The following is a 12,325-nucleotide window of genomic DNA, read 5'->3' as shown; positions in this document are numbered from 1 at the left end:
TTTGCGATTAAATTTTCTTCCTCATCAGCAGCAGAAAAAAGTCCCTCAAAATCAGGAAACTGAACACCAAAAGCAGATTCTTCATCTTTATGAACAAGAGCAAAAAATCTTTTCATTCTTCTTCTCCTTCTTTTAACCAGCCTGCTTGTTGTGCGATAGAACGTGCTGTACCAATCGGAAGATTTTTTTTAGGATGTGGAACGATAACAACCTTATCATCTTTTTTAAATTTATGATGAGAACCTTTCACTTTGATAAGTTCAAAGCCATCACGCTTTAATTTTGCAATGATTTTTCGGCTATCTTGTTCCATTACCTAAACTCATAATGTGTAAATATATACACATTTTAATGATTTTTCATCTGATGTCAATTCTTTTTTAATGGCTAAAATGCTTATGAAGCGCATTAAGAACAATACGCAAAGAGCTAACAAGATGTGTTAACGATTGATCTTCTATAAAAAGATATTGTAATGCAGCGTAAAGATTATACTGTCTATAGAGGTGTTGTGTTTCTTTGATAACCTCTTTCGTCTCTTCATAACAATGAGTTGCTCTTTCAATCCACCGTTTTTGTGCCTCCTCATTTGATGAAGGAGTAAAGTTATCATAAATTGCATTAGGCAATTCTTTTGCACATAGATAATTGTTTTTCACTTCAAGATATTTTTGTGCAGCATCATATTGGTCTTGATTGATTTCACCTTGCAAATAAAACCGCCCGATATAGGTTCCGGAAAGCGGATTTTTAGCCTCTTCTATGGTCAAGCCAAAGCGTTTGGCACGCATTTCAATTGCCAATTTATCCATGGGTTTATGCGGTGTTTTTGCTCGTGAGATGCGTCCGTTTGGTTCTCTGATACATCCTTTAATCCGAGGACGTTCGCTTTTTGTACGTTTTTTTCTCTTTGTCATATGTTATCAATCAGAATGGGATAGCATCATTAAGAGATGTGCCATGATCAGTAGCACCTGAAGCGATAGCATAATTTTGAGAAGTAATGGGTGAGGGGGTAGGGGATGCTGATTGCTCTTTCTTTGCATCAAGCAAATAAAATTCGCCTTTGAATTGTGGTAAGACAATCTCTGTTGTGTAGCGGTCATGCCCATTTTTATCTTGCCATTTGCGTGTCTGTAATTTTCCTTCTATGTAAACCTTTGAACCTTTGTTTAGATATTGAAGTGCAATTTTTGCTAAATGTGGATTAAAAATCACCACGGAATGCCATTCTGTTTTCTCTACTTTTTGATTGGTTTTTTTATCTGTATAGCTCTCAGAAGTCGCTATACTAAAATTGACTATTTCTTCTCCAAAATTCATTGTTTTGCTTTCGGGATCAGCTCCAAGGCGCCCGATTAACGTCACTTTATTTAGCATATTTGTAGCTCCATTAGATTAGCAATTTATACATAAAAAATCTTAGAATGATTTGCATATTTATTCAATTATTTCAAAATGATATTATTGTTTTTAACATATAAAATTATGTTTACAGTGTATAAAATAAGGAGATCAAGGTATTCTATTCTGCAAGCACTGTTTTTTTTCTACTTTCTCCATGAGTTCATTGCACTTTGTCAGATCTTGTTGTGAAAGAGACTTAAAAATTCTAACAAACGTGTTAGAAATTTCATGGTTAAGTGGGGCAGAAGAGTTCATTGTAAAATTCTTATGACAAATATTTGCTTCTTTTCTCAAGATAGAGGCTGTTTCTTTATCTAAAGCATATTTCTCAATGATCTTTTCTTCCATGTCAGCAGGTATAGGCTTTTTGCCAATTTCTACAGAAGATAAAAATGCTATAGATACGCCTAATTTCTTAGCCATATCTAATAGACGTTCTGTTCGATCAATACGAATTTTACGTAATGTTTTGCCAAATGGTGTAAGCATAAGCATTTGATTAAAGCTCCTATTAATGCAGTCTGCAATTAAGCTGCTTTGAGAAGCGAACCTATATTCTTTTCTAAAAATTGAGGTACTTTGATTTTAGGTGAAAAAATCATCAATTCGGTAGCTTTCCTTTTCTCTTGTAGAGAATATTGTAAGCTAAATTCTATTGAGAGATATTGCCTATACAATAATTTAATTTCTTCAACGTTGTCATAAATAATTAGCCAAGGTGCTGTCACATGTTGGGAGATGACATTCTCTAAATTGTGGTGATCATTAGCTTTGTAAAACCAAGTACAAAGCCCTTTTCCTTTTTTAAAACAAGGAGGGTCCATATAAAAAAAGGTGTTTTCATCAGTTCCATAACGCAGCAAAGATTCCCGTGCATTTAAACGAGTTAAATGTATTCTATCTTTTTGTATGTACCATTCTTCTAAGTTAATGGTCGTTGTATTGATTTTTTCTATTAATTCTTCTGTCTTGTGCAAAACGCAATACCAAAAGCTCCAAATGAACAGATCAATATCGTTAATGTGAATATCTTTAACTTCACCATTAAAAAAAGCTTTAGAGCAAGTCTACACCTGCCAGCAAATGGCTCTCTATAGGAACAGCCATTTAATGCTTTTTCTCAAATATTTCTTTGACTTTTCCATACAGTGCAGCCTTACCGCTTGGATATCTCAATGGTGAGCAGACATGAGTCATTGTTACGCGCCTTTTTCAATGATTTTTTGATGTTTTTGTTGATTTCATCTATGAACGTTGAGAAGAGACAATGCCATTTAATCTAAACAGTTTTATAAAATCGGAAGTTTTACTATGGCTTTTAAACTGAGCACTGTAGTGGGTAAATAGATATGTTTATTAAACTGCGTGTACGTAACATAAGAAACAATACACAAACTAAAAAGGAATACCAAAGAGCAATATCTGAGTACCAAAGTAAAGTATCCCAATGGAAAAGAAAGCTTGTACTCCACATACCTAGAAATGACAGGTAAAGAAACCGTTTCTTTATAACTATTTGGGAAAATTAAAACGACAAACGCTAAACTTATTAGTTTTAAGAGTCTGTGCAAATACTGTTGTAAATCACGTGTTAGTTTCACCCAACCCGTTGTATCATCACCTTTATATTTTGGGTTGCTCTGCAATTCAGAAGGAATATGAGAATTGCATAAAATTGCAAAAACAGTTGTGACTATTACCAAAGAAACAGATGCGAATGTCAAAATACTTTGAATAAAGTAAGGATTTTTTTTAATTCCTAAAAAACATAAAAATATAAAAGTTATAATGCCAAACAAGGCTCTTAGCTGTTTATCTGTAAACATATTTATTTCCTGCGGTTTTCGATAATTTTTTGATCTCTTTATTGATCTCGTCTATAAGAGGTTCGTAATTGAGAACGCTTTTCGGAATAGCACCACCGTAAACCCATGCTTTCACCTGCGCTTTGGTACTAAAATCCGCATTCTGGTGTGGTATAATACTGGCCGCCATCAAACTTTTCACATTATCTTGTACCGTCTTCATATTTGTAGAGGTTGTAAAAATACTCTGCCGCTCCGTCCCCCCCCCCCAAGGAACATAACCAACAGCTGTTGCAACAAACTCTTTTTGCATTGGCTGTTTACGCTTTTTTAAGAACAGGTCTTTTAATATTCTCATGTTTTTAGTCCATAATTTTACCAATTGGTCTATTTACCTTAAATTTGACCGTACAGAGCGTTTTGTGTTTAATTGTAGTAAAAAACTTCAAATCTCTTTGTACGGTGCCTTTTTGTCGGTTTAAACACATATCTAATCCCAAAATGATCAGCGCTTTTCACTAGTTTACTAACCTGCAATGTTTTTCACTGTTCCCCCAAGACCATTTAAATTCCTTCAAGCTTTTGCTTTTCAACTAACGTGAGTGGTCTTGAATTCTCTCTCATTGCCTTTTCTTTCAGCCTTTTTTCACGGGTGCTCAAAACAGTCTTGCGTACACTTTCGGCTTTTGAAAGAAGGGTGTTTTCTACTGTCTGGCAATAAGTTAAAAGCTCTCCACAAGTTGGCATAAATGTTTTTGATATCCCAATTGCTTAACCCGTTACGATATTTTCGACGCACTTTTTCATAGCATATGACGAAATGCGGTCCAGCATCATGCCATAGGATAAAACGATGGCTTTGGCGTCTGTATTCGCAGGGACTCTCATGGCTTGAGAGTAGGAAAGAAGTTTGCTCAATCTGCTTAACTGAAGCTTTCACAGAAAGCAACGCTTGTAGATGATTCAAGCATCTAAGGTTTGCGCCTACTCCTGTTTCGTCAATGTATTCCCAGCTTTCAGCGTCAATGGATGCCCCGGACTGATCATTTCCATAATCTTTTCCAGATGAGAGATGATCTCTGAGTTCGTTGAAGCCCTCTGCAAACTGTTCTGTGAAAGTTTTATGAGTGAATTTTCCATAATGACCACCTAACCGTTTTTCCTGTTCTAATCTTGCTTTTTTCTTTGCTAGCGTTCCGATAGGGCTTGTAACCCAATTGTACCAAGTCCTTTGCCAATCCCGTTTGTTTGCATTTTTATTTGGATTTGCTATCCAGTAATTTGTGAACCGTTCGAATTCTAACAGCGCCTCATCATGGGTTAGCCTTTATCAATTGCGTATTGCAAATTAGGTTCAAAATCCTCAGGTAAGCGAAAATCATCTTTTGATTTAGTCCGCTTCGCTTTTTGGGGAACGTTCTTTTGCTTGTGATTGGGAGGTTGGTTTTCTACATCCGTTGTGATTTGCTCTGGTTAGCTTCCGCAAGCATGAATCTCTATTGACTCATGAACCTGTTCGTTTGTTTCTAAATTTTCAGAACAATTTTTTTTTTTGCTAATACGATAGTATTAGTTTTTATTATAACTGTTATTGTTTATGTTATATATGGGCATCATTAAGCATTGCTTTAGCATCGTTAAGCATATCACAAGCATCATTTGTATGTTTATCCCATCTTGCCTACGCTGCTTTCTTTGCTCTCTCTGATAACGTCTTTGACCGTGACGTCTTCGATACCTTCTCTAAACTCTCATTAGAGTTATTGAGTTCTTCTTCAACTTTTAAACTCCATAAACACCCATCGTCTAAACGTTCGATATGACCTGTGCTTATTAAAACTTCTAACGCTTTCATGAACATTTTTACTGAACAGCCAGTGTAATCAGCCCGGACCTTCATATTATTTAAAAGTGGTTTTCCAGTATAAAGCATTTGCAAGCGTAACTTTATGTAAACTTTGCACTCAAAGGGAAATAAACAAGCAAGATCAAGAATCCATTTATCTGCAAATAGCCTCCGTCCACGGTAATTTATTGGACATGTATACCCCCCCTTCTTTCATTAAATATAAAATTGCTAAAGCATCTGCTTCGTTGTCGTCTTTAGGCGTATGTCCTTTTGTACACACCACCTTAATCATTTCTTCTTTTGAGGCGTTACCTTTTCCTGTTGTTGCCTTCTTAATTGTGCCAACAGGAATGCCTTCATATAGTATCTGATGATGTTCACACCACGCTGTTAAGGTTGCTAGAAAGCCTCCGTAAATATGAGAAGCGTTTGTACCCACATGCCGGCGCACCTCTTCAAAATACACCGCGTCAATTTCATCAACGGACCTCTTTAGTTCAGTGAGCCACCGTTTAAAGCGTAAATAACGCATACCACCGCCTTCAAAACGGCGTGATTGAAAATCTTCTGTATCGCTTGTTATGTGACCATCTGCACCACGATCGCCCAGCCTGTCTTGGTTCCTAGATCAAGACATAAAATAGTTTGTGCGTTAGTGATCATAATCCCCCTTAAGGCTCTACGTATTTATGCGTGCGCATGGTGACGCGTAATCTATTAATTTGATCTCTTTATTTAATGCTTGTTTAAGAGTGTGAATGATGCTGTTGATGTTCATTACTATCTGTAGAAGCAGCAATAAAAGCAGATTGTGAAGATAATTTAGAATCACATGATTGCGTCCTATAAAAAAAACGAGAAAAAGTCTTCTGCCTTAATCGGTGCTCCAATTCTTTTGGCTTCATTCAAAAGAATTGGGATATGTTTTGTTGGAATTCTCCCACCAGTTCCCCCTTTTGATATAGGACGGAGCCAGGCATACACGCGTGTTCTATGAACCCCAAGCAGCTGAGATACTACCCTACGAACCCCACCTAACAGATTTATTATTTCCGAAAATTGTTTCATAGCACATTATGTAGCGATTATAAAAACAATATCAAGAAGGAAAATTTATAATGAAACTACATGTTGCTAAATTAGAAAATGACGATTGTATACAATGTACCTACAATAAAGATATGACAATAAGTATCTCGCAATGGTTACAAAATGCCTTATCTGAAGCTGGATTAAGCCAATTAGGGCTTTCAAGACAGCTAACCGCTTCTTTAGGTCGCTCAATAGATCGTGCTGCCGTCAATAAAATGCTAAAAGGAACAAGAGATATTTCTGCTCGAGAATTATTAGAAATATCAAAGCTTACAGGTGCTTCTATTCCCACTAATCACTTAGTTCCTTTGATCGGATCTGTAGGAGCCGGAGGAGAAATAATCGCAATAGATTCTGGTTGTCTAGAAGAAGTAGAAGCCCCGCCATCTGCTCCTAAAGGAACTGTTGCTGTTCGCGTGGTAGGTGATTCTATGTTTCCAGTCATTGAAGAAGGAAGTCTTCTTTTTTATTCCTATCATTTGCTACCAGAGGATCTTATTAACAACCGCGCTATCATAAAAACTAAATGTGGAAAAGTTTACATCAAAGTATTACGTTTCGGAAAAGAAAAAGGGAAATGGGTTTTATCCAGTATAAATGGAAAATATGCCGATATCGTAGATGTAGAATTAGAATGGTGTGCACCTATCGACTGGATTAAGCCAGCCAGAATATGAATTAATATTTTTATACTTCTCTTCAAGCAAGCCTTTAGTTTATTACTTTAAAAAAATTTTTCAAAATCGCTACATTGGTATCCATAAACCACGCACAAACAATTGCCAAGAGGCGTTAGAGAGGAGAAATTATGGAAAATCCAATTCTTATAAATTCTGATGAAATTTTATTAGTTGTCTACGATGATGATCAAAACATTGGTCGGTCAGGACCTCTGGATGAAAGCCAAGTTCTAGAAATTATTGACGAGGCAAATAATGAAATCCAAATCTTTCGCATCAATCCTTCTTAAAAGAGCTGCGAAGATATATCTGAAGATATCGCAGAATTTTATCTTAGAGAACATGAAGAACAGTGTTTTAACGGAAACATACCTCATGACGTTATTTTACACATCACAGCATACGTTTTTTTTAGACGATATAAAACAGCATGAATATAACGATGCAATGTATGATTCTTACGAACAACAACACCGTTTGCATCCTTGTGATGTGCTTTAAATTCTGAAGGGCGCATTTAAAAGCGCCGCCCCCTTTCATTCATCAATCCCATCAACATGAGGTTCGTAATGGAAAAGCCTATTGCTATCCAGCACAATACAATCAAACACGAAACCGTTCAAACGGTCAACGCACGTGAGTTACATGAATTTTTGGAAATGGGGAAAGATTTCTCTACTTGAATTAAGGATCGTATTCATCAATATGAATTTGAAGAGGACAGTGATTTTATAAAAACACAAGATTTGCGGTCCACAAAATTGGGGAGCGCAAAATCTAGAGCTGTTACAGCCATAGACTATCACCCCACATTAGACATGGCAAAAGAGCTCGCCATGGTAGAGCGTAATGAAAAAGGTAAACAAGCCCGTCAATATTTTATTGAATGTGAACGGCGTGCAAAGAAACCTTTAGACCTTGCAAACGCTTTAGAAGACTCTCTCTTTGTGAAAAAACTGCTTTTAGAAAGTGTCACACAATTAGAGACTTTAAAAAGTGAAGTGAGTATCCTTAAACCCAAAGCAGCTGCTCTTGAAAGTTTGCAATGTCACAACGGACTCTTCGGTCTTACAGAAGCCGCTAAAATACTCGAGATACAACCAAAACAATTCATTCTCTTCTTACAGCAAAAAGGGTGGTTTTACAGACGAGCAGCAGGTGAAAATTTGCTACCGTATCAAGACAAAATCCAAAAGCAACTTATGGATTGTCCGACCATCCACTTCAAACCGCAAATGGAATAGAAAAAGTTGTACCAGCAGCAGAAGGCATTGGTTTGCAGTTTCAAGAGCTTATAAAGATAAAGCATGCATTAAGAGCAACAATCATGGAAAAGAAATACGAAATGACTGATGAAACAATAGAGTTTGCTGGAAAAACTCTTCACTGAATTAAAGCCTTAAGAGATTTTGATGCTGTTAAAGCAGGCGACCTAGGCAGCTTTATACAAAAAGAAGACAACCTCAGTCATGATGGTAATTGCTGGGTAGGTGATGATGCAAAAGTCTATGGTTATGCCAAGGTTTTTGGTGATGTTTATATTGATAACATTTCTGGTATTTATGAAAATGCATGTGTTTTTGGTAGTGAATCTGTTACCAGAGAAACTAATATTTTTGGCAATGCGCAGATTTTTGGATATATTCGTGTTTTTGCCAATGCACAAATTTACGAAAATGCACAGATTTCTGGTGTTGCATTTATTAGTGGAAAAGCTAAAATTTATGACAGTCCATTGATTTCCATCAGAGCAAAAGTTGGAGGAAATGCCAAAATCCATGGTTATGCATTTATTCAGGGAAACGCAGAGATCATCAATGATGAAATCATCACAAAGGGCGAGAGGCAATAAACCGTGGAAAAAAATACGAATTTACTGATGAAATAGACATTCTCTATCGTCGCCCAGTTCGTCGCATGCGTGCACTGAGAGACTTTGGAAGCGTTTGTGTTGAATCCAATGCACATATTTTCGATAATACGCAAGTTTACGGAATAGCCGAAATTCACGGCAATGCAATATTTGTGAAAAAGCTCATATTGGTGGTGATGCTGTTGTATGTGGTAACACATGTATTTCAAGCAACACACATATTAGTTATAATAGAAAAGCCCGAACATATCCCTAGGAAAAGACAGAGCGTATAAGCCCTTTCTAACAGCCAAACCAGCCTTTTAAAACATGCGTGATTCACGTCACACGTGAATTGCGCGTAATGGAGAAAATCAAAATGAGTGCACAAAACACTAACCTAATAGAAATTGAAGAAACACATCATTTAGCCGTCGAACAAACTGCTATGGAATGTATTTTAAATAAAGCCTTAGAAAGTGACGTCAGTATTGACCGCTTAAAGCGTCTTCTTGATTTAAGAGAAAAAGAAATAGAACGACAAGAGCGCCAAAACTTTGTCCGTGATCTTTCGGCTATGCAAACAAAATATCAAAATATTGAAAAAACTCTACAATCACCCATACAAACAGCAAATACGCTATGCTTGATCAGTACATTGATGCTGTAAAGGACGGGCTTGCAAAATACAAATATATTAAACATTAAACAGAAAAAAACGTTACCATAGAAATAATTCTGTCTCATCCTTCAAAAATCAAATCTCAACAGAAGGAACATTTCCAATTGACAGTACAGGCTCTAAAAATAGCATACGATCAGTTGGTTTTACACTTACCTACGGGGAGATACCTGTTAGGCATGATTCTTAATGTAGCAAGTAAAGAAGACGATACAGATGGTCAACCGCGAACCAAAGAAGGCGATACAAATAATCAAAAAGTTTCCTCTAAACAGATAAAGCAAATCGAATAATTAATTAAAGAAACAGGGACAAATGAAATTAGTCTTCTCTATTTTGCAGAAGCAGGAAAACTAACAGATATGTCTTGTGAAAAAGCAGAATTGGTTTTGGGGCATTTGGAAAGAAGAAAAAATATTCAAAAAGAAAAAGCTCTACAATCGCTCCCATCACAAGAGCAACAAACGGCGGTGTGAGATGGAGCAACGAACAGCAGAATGATTTTCAAGCAAGTCTAGGGAAAGTCATCGCATCAAACATTTACAACATACTCAATAAAAATACAAAAGGATTGCCTACGAGCAAATATGAAGACTACAAAATCAAACTCATAACAGAGCGTTTAACAGGCGAAATAAGCCCCTATTATGAAACTGAAGATATGAGATGGGGTATCGAACATGAAGAAGATGCCTTGAGAGAATATGGCTTCATTTATGATGCCGATATAACAAAATGCGGCTTTATCCAACACCCCACAATAGAAATGGCGGGTGCTAGCCCCGATGGTCTCATTGGAGAAGACGGTTTAATCGAAGTCAAATGCCCGAGATCAGTAACACATATGCGCTTTTGTATAGGTGACGAAATCAAACCAGAATATCACGCACAAATGCAATTCCAAATGGCTTGTACAGGACGAAAATGGTGTGATTTCGTAAGCTATGACCCACGTTTTACGGGGGAATTCTTTCACTTGCGCATGAAAGTCAAGCGTGTTCTCCGTGATGATCAACAAATTGAACAGATCAATCAAGCTGTTGAAACCTTTTTAGCAGAGATAGAACGAGAGATAAAACAACTCTCAACAAAAGCTGCTTAACCTTATGGGGGTGTTTTGTTCCCCGCATATCTACGAGCATCCCCACCCATTTACTAAGGAAATTAAACGTGTGTAACACAAAACATATTATCATACAGCCTGCTAAAGATGAGGAATTTTGTTTTTTTACCATTGGCTATGAAGGTAGGTCCCTTGAGAATTATCTTAGTTGTCTCATAGAAAACAATATCAAAACTTTATGTGATGTTCGTAAAAATCCAATAAGTAGAAAACACGGATTTTCAAAAAGACAATTAGAGCAAGCTGTAAACAACATTGATATTGAATATATGCATATGCCTGAATTCGGAATTGCCTCTGAAAAACGAAGAAATTTGAAAAAACAAAAAGATTATGACCGCCTTTTTGAAGATTATCAAAATACAACTCTCAAGAATAATTCTTGTGCAATAAACAAATTATATAAAATGTTTTTAAACAAAAAGCGCGTTGCAATCACCTGTTTTGAAGCCAATGTATGCATGTGTCATAGAGGACAACTCGCATTAGCTCTTACTCAATTTCCTGATTGGAAATATGAAATTAAGCACATCTAAAAAATAAACTTGCAAATTTTTAAAAGTTGGAGTGCTTCACATGCCTTCCAGCACTCCCACCCATTTAATTAATATAAAAAAGAGAAAGGTAATGAGATGATATTTGATGATGGAGATAGATATGTAACGACACGTGAGTGTACACAGCTTTTTAGTGTATCCACAACAACGATTCGCAATTGGGTGCTTCAGGGGTTGTTTCCGGAGCCATATAAGCTAGGGAGAGCAGTGAGGTGGAGAAAAAAAGAGATCTTAGCCTTTACTCCAAAGAAAAATAAGGAACAAATAGGAGTAAATTAGATAAAGTTGTATAAACCGTAAAGGGTGGTCTAAAAGGTGGTCTAAAAACAGCTCTTTAAAGAAAAATTCTATATATTTCAATACATTAAAGATAAAATTTGGTGCCCAAAAGAGTTTCAATAATTTTAAATAAAATAAATGAGTTATTGCGATATGGGGGAAATTTATCATTATTGATTCCATTAATGTTTTTTATAGCACTATCCCTCATTTTTTTTGGAGCTTTTTTATCGCTTCTATAGCTAGCCTTTTGCGATCTGCGCTTTTTGTATAAAGAGATGCCATGTTGTCGTCGGTCCATCCAAAAATTGCCTTGAGTTGTGATACTGTTGCACCTGAATTAGCGGCGCGTGTTGCTGCTAATTTTCTTAAGCCATGTGCTGATTTTTTGATTCCCGCTACGTTACAAGCCTCACGAAAAAGGTTGCCAAAACTTTCTTTTACGAGTTTATTTCCGTTTTTTCCGCAAATGAATGTTTCATTTCCAATAGGACCAATTTTTAGAGTTTCTGCTAATTCAGGCAAAATGGGTAGAAAAACATCTGTTTGGAATTTACTTTTCTCTGTCTTGAGATGAATGATATTATCTTTGACATCGTTCCAACCAATGCGGACCGCATCACCACGACGCAAACCCGTGTAAAGAAGAACATCAATCCAGACGCGTTCATGTGAACCATGTGACCAATGGTGATAATATTTTTCAACATCTTCTTCTGTCCAAACAGCAAATCCATCTTTGTTGTTGAGAGGAGGTCTTTTTATTCCTAAAGCTGGGTTATTCTCCAGAAGTTCTTGATCGATCGCCCAATTAAAAAGTCCATTAAGTGCTTTTAGAAAATTTTGGGCAGCTGTTGGTTTTTCTTTGCGGCGTTCAACACCCGCTGTAATATGTGATTTCTTTATTTCTCTGTATGGAATGTTTCCTATGGAGTCGCATATCTTCATAAGAATGTATTCTTTTTGTTTCTTTGTAGTATTAGAGTAGCTATGCCAATT

At 36.4% G+C, this 12,325-nt stretch carries 15 protein-coding genes and 7 pseudogenes; 8 read left to right on the top strand and 14 right to left on the bottom strand.

The window, feature by feature from the left end; all coding sequences use genetic code 11:
- The 13 genes and pseudogenes from ACFIM6_RS08985 to ACFIM6_RS08925 form a co-directional block, all read right to left on the bottom strand.
- A partial coding sequence (locus ACFIM6_RS08985) for a type II toxin-antitoxin system HicB family antitoxin (protein ID WP_375612552.1) occupies nt 1-116 on the bottom strand: 116 nt, incomplete at its 3' end.
- On the bottom strand, nt 113-313 hold the full coding sequence (locus ACFIM6_RS08980) for a type II toxin-antitoxin system HicA family toxin (RefSeq protein ID WP_375612550.1): 201 nt from the start codon (nt 311-313) through the stop codon (nt 113-115). The genes ACFIM6_RS08985 and ACFIM6_RS08980, both read right to left, overlap by 4 nt.
- A 67-nt stretch (nt 314-380) precedes the next feature.
- The gene (locus tag ACFIM6_RS08975) at nt 381-917 is read right to left on the bottom strand and encodes a hypothetical protein (protein ID WP_375612549.1); all 537 of its coding nucleotides are present in this window, start codon (nt 915-917) and stop codon (nt 381-383) included.
- Between the two features lie 10 nt (nt 918-927).
- On the bottom strand, nt 928-1,380 hold the full coding sequence (ssb, locus tag ACFIM6_RS08970; RefSeq protein ID WP_375612548.1) for a single-stranded DNA-binding protein: 453 nt from the start codon (nt 1,378-1,380) through the stop codon (nt 928-930).
- Nucleotides 1,381-1,515: 135 nt separating this feature from the next.
- Nucleotides 1,516-1,896, bottom strand: coding sequence for a helix-turn-helix domain-containing protein (locus ACFIM6_RS08965; protein WP_375612551.1), 381 nt, complete (start codon nt 1,894-1,896; stop codon nt 1,516-1,518).
- A 38-nt stretch (nt 1,897-1,934) separates the two neighbouring features.
- Nucleotides 1,935-2,384 carry a hypothetical protein gene (locus ACFIM6_RS08960; RefSeq protein WP_375612547.1) on the bottom strand — a complete coding sequence of 150 codons (450 nt, stop codon included), beginning with the start codon at nt 2,382-2,384 and terminating at the stop codon, nt 1,935-1,937.
- 341 nt (nt 2,385-2,725) lie between these two features.
- Nucleotides 2,726-3,233, bottom strand: a pseudogene (locus ACFIM6_RS08955) (hypothetical protein).
- Nucleotides 3,220-3,570, bottom strand: a pseudogene (locus tag ACFIM6_RS08950) (hypothetical protein). The pseudogenes ACFIM6_RS08955 and ACFIM6_RS08950 overlap by 14 nt, the downstream one beginning before the upstream one ends.
- A gap of 206 nt (nt 3,571-3,776) precedes the next feature.
- Nucleotides 3,777-3,959, bottom strand: coding sequence for a hypothetical protein (locus ACFIM6_RS08945; protein ID WP_375612546.1), 183 nt, complete (start codon nt 3,957-3,959; stop codon nt 3,777-3,779).
- 237 nt (nt 3,960-4,196) lie between these two features.
- Nucleotides 4,197-4,352, bottom strand: coding sequence for a hypothetical protein (locus tag ACFIM6_RS08940; protein WP_375612545.1), 156 nt, complete (start codon nt 4,350-4,352; stop codon nt 4,197-4,199).
- A 541-nt stretch (nt 4,353-4,893) separates the two neighbouring features.
- On the bottom strand, nt 4,894-5,067 hold the full coding sequence (locus ACFIM6_RS08935; protein ID WP_375612544.1) for a hypothetical protein: 174 nt from the start codon (nt 5,065-5,067) through the stop codon (nt 4,894-4,896).
- 145 nt (nt 5,068-5,212) lie between these two features.
- Nucleotides 5,213-5,724: pseudogene (locus ACFIM6_RS08930) on the bottom strand (crossover junction endodeoxyribonuclease RuvC).
- A gap of 83 nt (nt 5,725-5,807) precedes the next feature.
- A pseudogene (locus ACFIM6_RS08925) lies at nt 5,808-6,129 on the bottom strand (hypothetical protein).
- 50 nt (nt 6,130-6,179) lie between these two features.
- Between ACFIM6_RS08925 and ACFIM6_RS08920 the strand changes: the two are divergent.
- The 8 genes and pseudogenes from ACFIM6_RS08920 to ACFIM6_RS08885 all read left to right on the top strand — a co-directional run bounded on the left by ACFIM6_RS08920 (nt 6,180) and on the right by ACFIM6_RS08885 (nt 11,326).
- Entirely contained in the window at nt 6,180-6,830 is a 651-nt protein-coding gene (locus ACFIM6_RS08920) for a S24 family peptidase (RefSeq protein WP_375612543.1), read from the top strand.
- Between the two features lie 131 nt (nt 6,831-6,961).
- Nucleotides 6,962-7,123 carry a hypothetical protein gene (locus ACFIM6_RS08915; RefSeq protein WP_375612553.1) on the top strand — a complete coding sequence of 54 codons (162 nt, stop codon included), beginning with the start codon at nt 6,962-6,964 and terminating at the stop codon, nt 7,121-7,123.
- A gap of 85 nt (nt 7,124-7,208) precedes the next feature.
- Nucleotides 7,209-7,334, top strand: a complete 126-nt coding sequence (locus tag ACFIM6_RS08910; protein WP_375612542.1) for a hypothetical protein — start codon at nt 7,209-7,211, stop codon at nt 7,332-7,334.
- A 182-nt stretch (nt 7,335-7,516) separates the two neighbouring features.
- Nucleotides 7,517-8,127: pseudogene (locus tag ACFIM6_RS08905) on the top strand (phage antirepressor KilAC domain-containing protein); the annotation flags it as partial.
- 937 nt (nt 8,128-9,064) lie between these two features.
- Nucleotides 9,065-9,843 (top strand): annotated as a pseudogene (locus ACFIM6_RS08900) (ERF family protein).
- 1 nt (nt 9,844) lies between these two features.
- A pseudogene (locus ACFIM6_RS08895) lies at nt 9,845-10,469 on the top strand (lambda exonuclease family protein).
- Between the two features lie 68 nt (nt 10,470-10,537).
- Nucleotides 10,538-11,026 carry a DUF488 family protein gene (locus ACFIM6_RS08890; RefSeq protein ID WP_375612541.1) on the top strand — a complete coding sequence of 163 codons (489 nt, stop codon included), beginning with the start codon at nt 10,538-10,540 and terminating at the stop codon, nt 11,024-11,026.
- Nucleotides 11,027-11,122: 96 nt separating this feature from the next.
- Nucleotides 11,123-11,326, top strand: a complete 204-nt coding sequence (locus ACFIM6_RS08885) for a helix-turn-helix transcriptional regulator (RefSeq protein WP_375612540.1) — start codon at nt 11,123-11,125, stop codon at nt 11,324-11,326.
- A 207-nt stretch (nt 11,327-11,533) separates the two neighbouring features.
- On the opposite strand, the gene ACFIM6_RS08880 is transcribed toward ACFIM6_RS08885, so the two are convergent.
- The coding region (locus ACFIM6_RS08880; RefSeq protein ID WP_375612539.1) for a tyrosine-type recombinase/integrase at nt 11,534-12,325 on the bottom strand (792 nt) is incomplete at its 5' end.

Origin of the sequence: Bartonella sp. AA9NXGY (assembly GCF_042196845.1) — a bacterium.
In the GTDB taxonomy this organism is placed as follows: Bacteria; Pseudomonadota; Alphaproteobacteria; order Rhizobiales; family Rhizobiaceae; genus Bartonella.
The sequence above is the reverse complement of the archived record's forward strand: the minus strand, read 5'-3'. Positions and strand labels throughout refer to the sequence as shown.

What these genes read in the sequence shown, in the direction of transcription:
- ACFIM6_RS08980 (WP_375612550.1), bottom strand. Translation starts at nt 313, where the DNA reads ATGGAACAAGATAGCCGAAAAATCATTGCAAAATTAAAGCGTGATGGC.
- ACFIM6_RS08975 (WP_375612549.1), bottom strand. Translation starts at nt 917, where the DNA reads ATGACAAAGAGAAAAAAACGTACAAAAAGCGAACGTCCTCGGATTAAA.
- ssb (WP_375612548.1), bottom strand. Translation starts at nt 1,380, where the DNA reads ATGCTAAATAAAGTGACGTTAATCGGGCGCCTTGGAGCTGATCCCGAA.
- ACFIM6_RS08965 (WP_375612551.1), bottom strand. Translation starts at nt 1,896, where the DNA reads ATGCTTACACCATTTGGCAAAACATTACGTAAAATTCGTATTGATCGA.
- ACFIM6_RS08945 (WP_375612546.1), bottom strand. Translation starts at nt 3,959, where the DNA reads ATGCCAACTTGTGGAGAGCTTTTAACTTATTGCCAGACAGTAGAAAAC.
- ACFIM6_RS08940 (WP_375612545.1), bottom strand. Translation starts at nt 4,352, where the DNA reads ATGGAAAATTCACTCATAAAACTTTCACAGAACAGTTTGCAGAGGGCT.
- ACFIM6_RS08935 (WP_375612544.1), bottom strand. Translation starts at nt 5,067, where the DNA reads ATGAAAGCGTTAGAAGTTTTAATAAGCACAGGTCATATCGAACGTTTA.
- ACFIM6_RS08920 (WP_375612543.1), top strand. Translation starts at nt 6,180, where the DNA reads ATGAAACTACATGTTGCTAAATTAGAAAATGACGATTGTATACAATGT.
- ACFIM6_RS08915 (WP_375612553.1), top strand. Translation starts at nt 6,962, where the DNA reads ATGGAAAATCCAATTCTTATAAATTCTGATGAAATTTTATTAGTTGTC.
- ACFIM6_RS08910 (WP_375612542.1), top strand. Translation starts at nt 7,209, where the DNA reads ATGACGTTATTTTACACATCACAGCATACGTTTTTTTTAGACGATATA.
- ACFIM6_RS08885 (WP_375612540.1), top strand. Translation starts at nt 11,123, where the DNA reads ATGATATTTGATGATGGAGATAGATATGTAACGACACGTGAGTGTACA.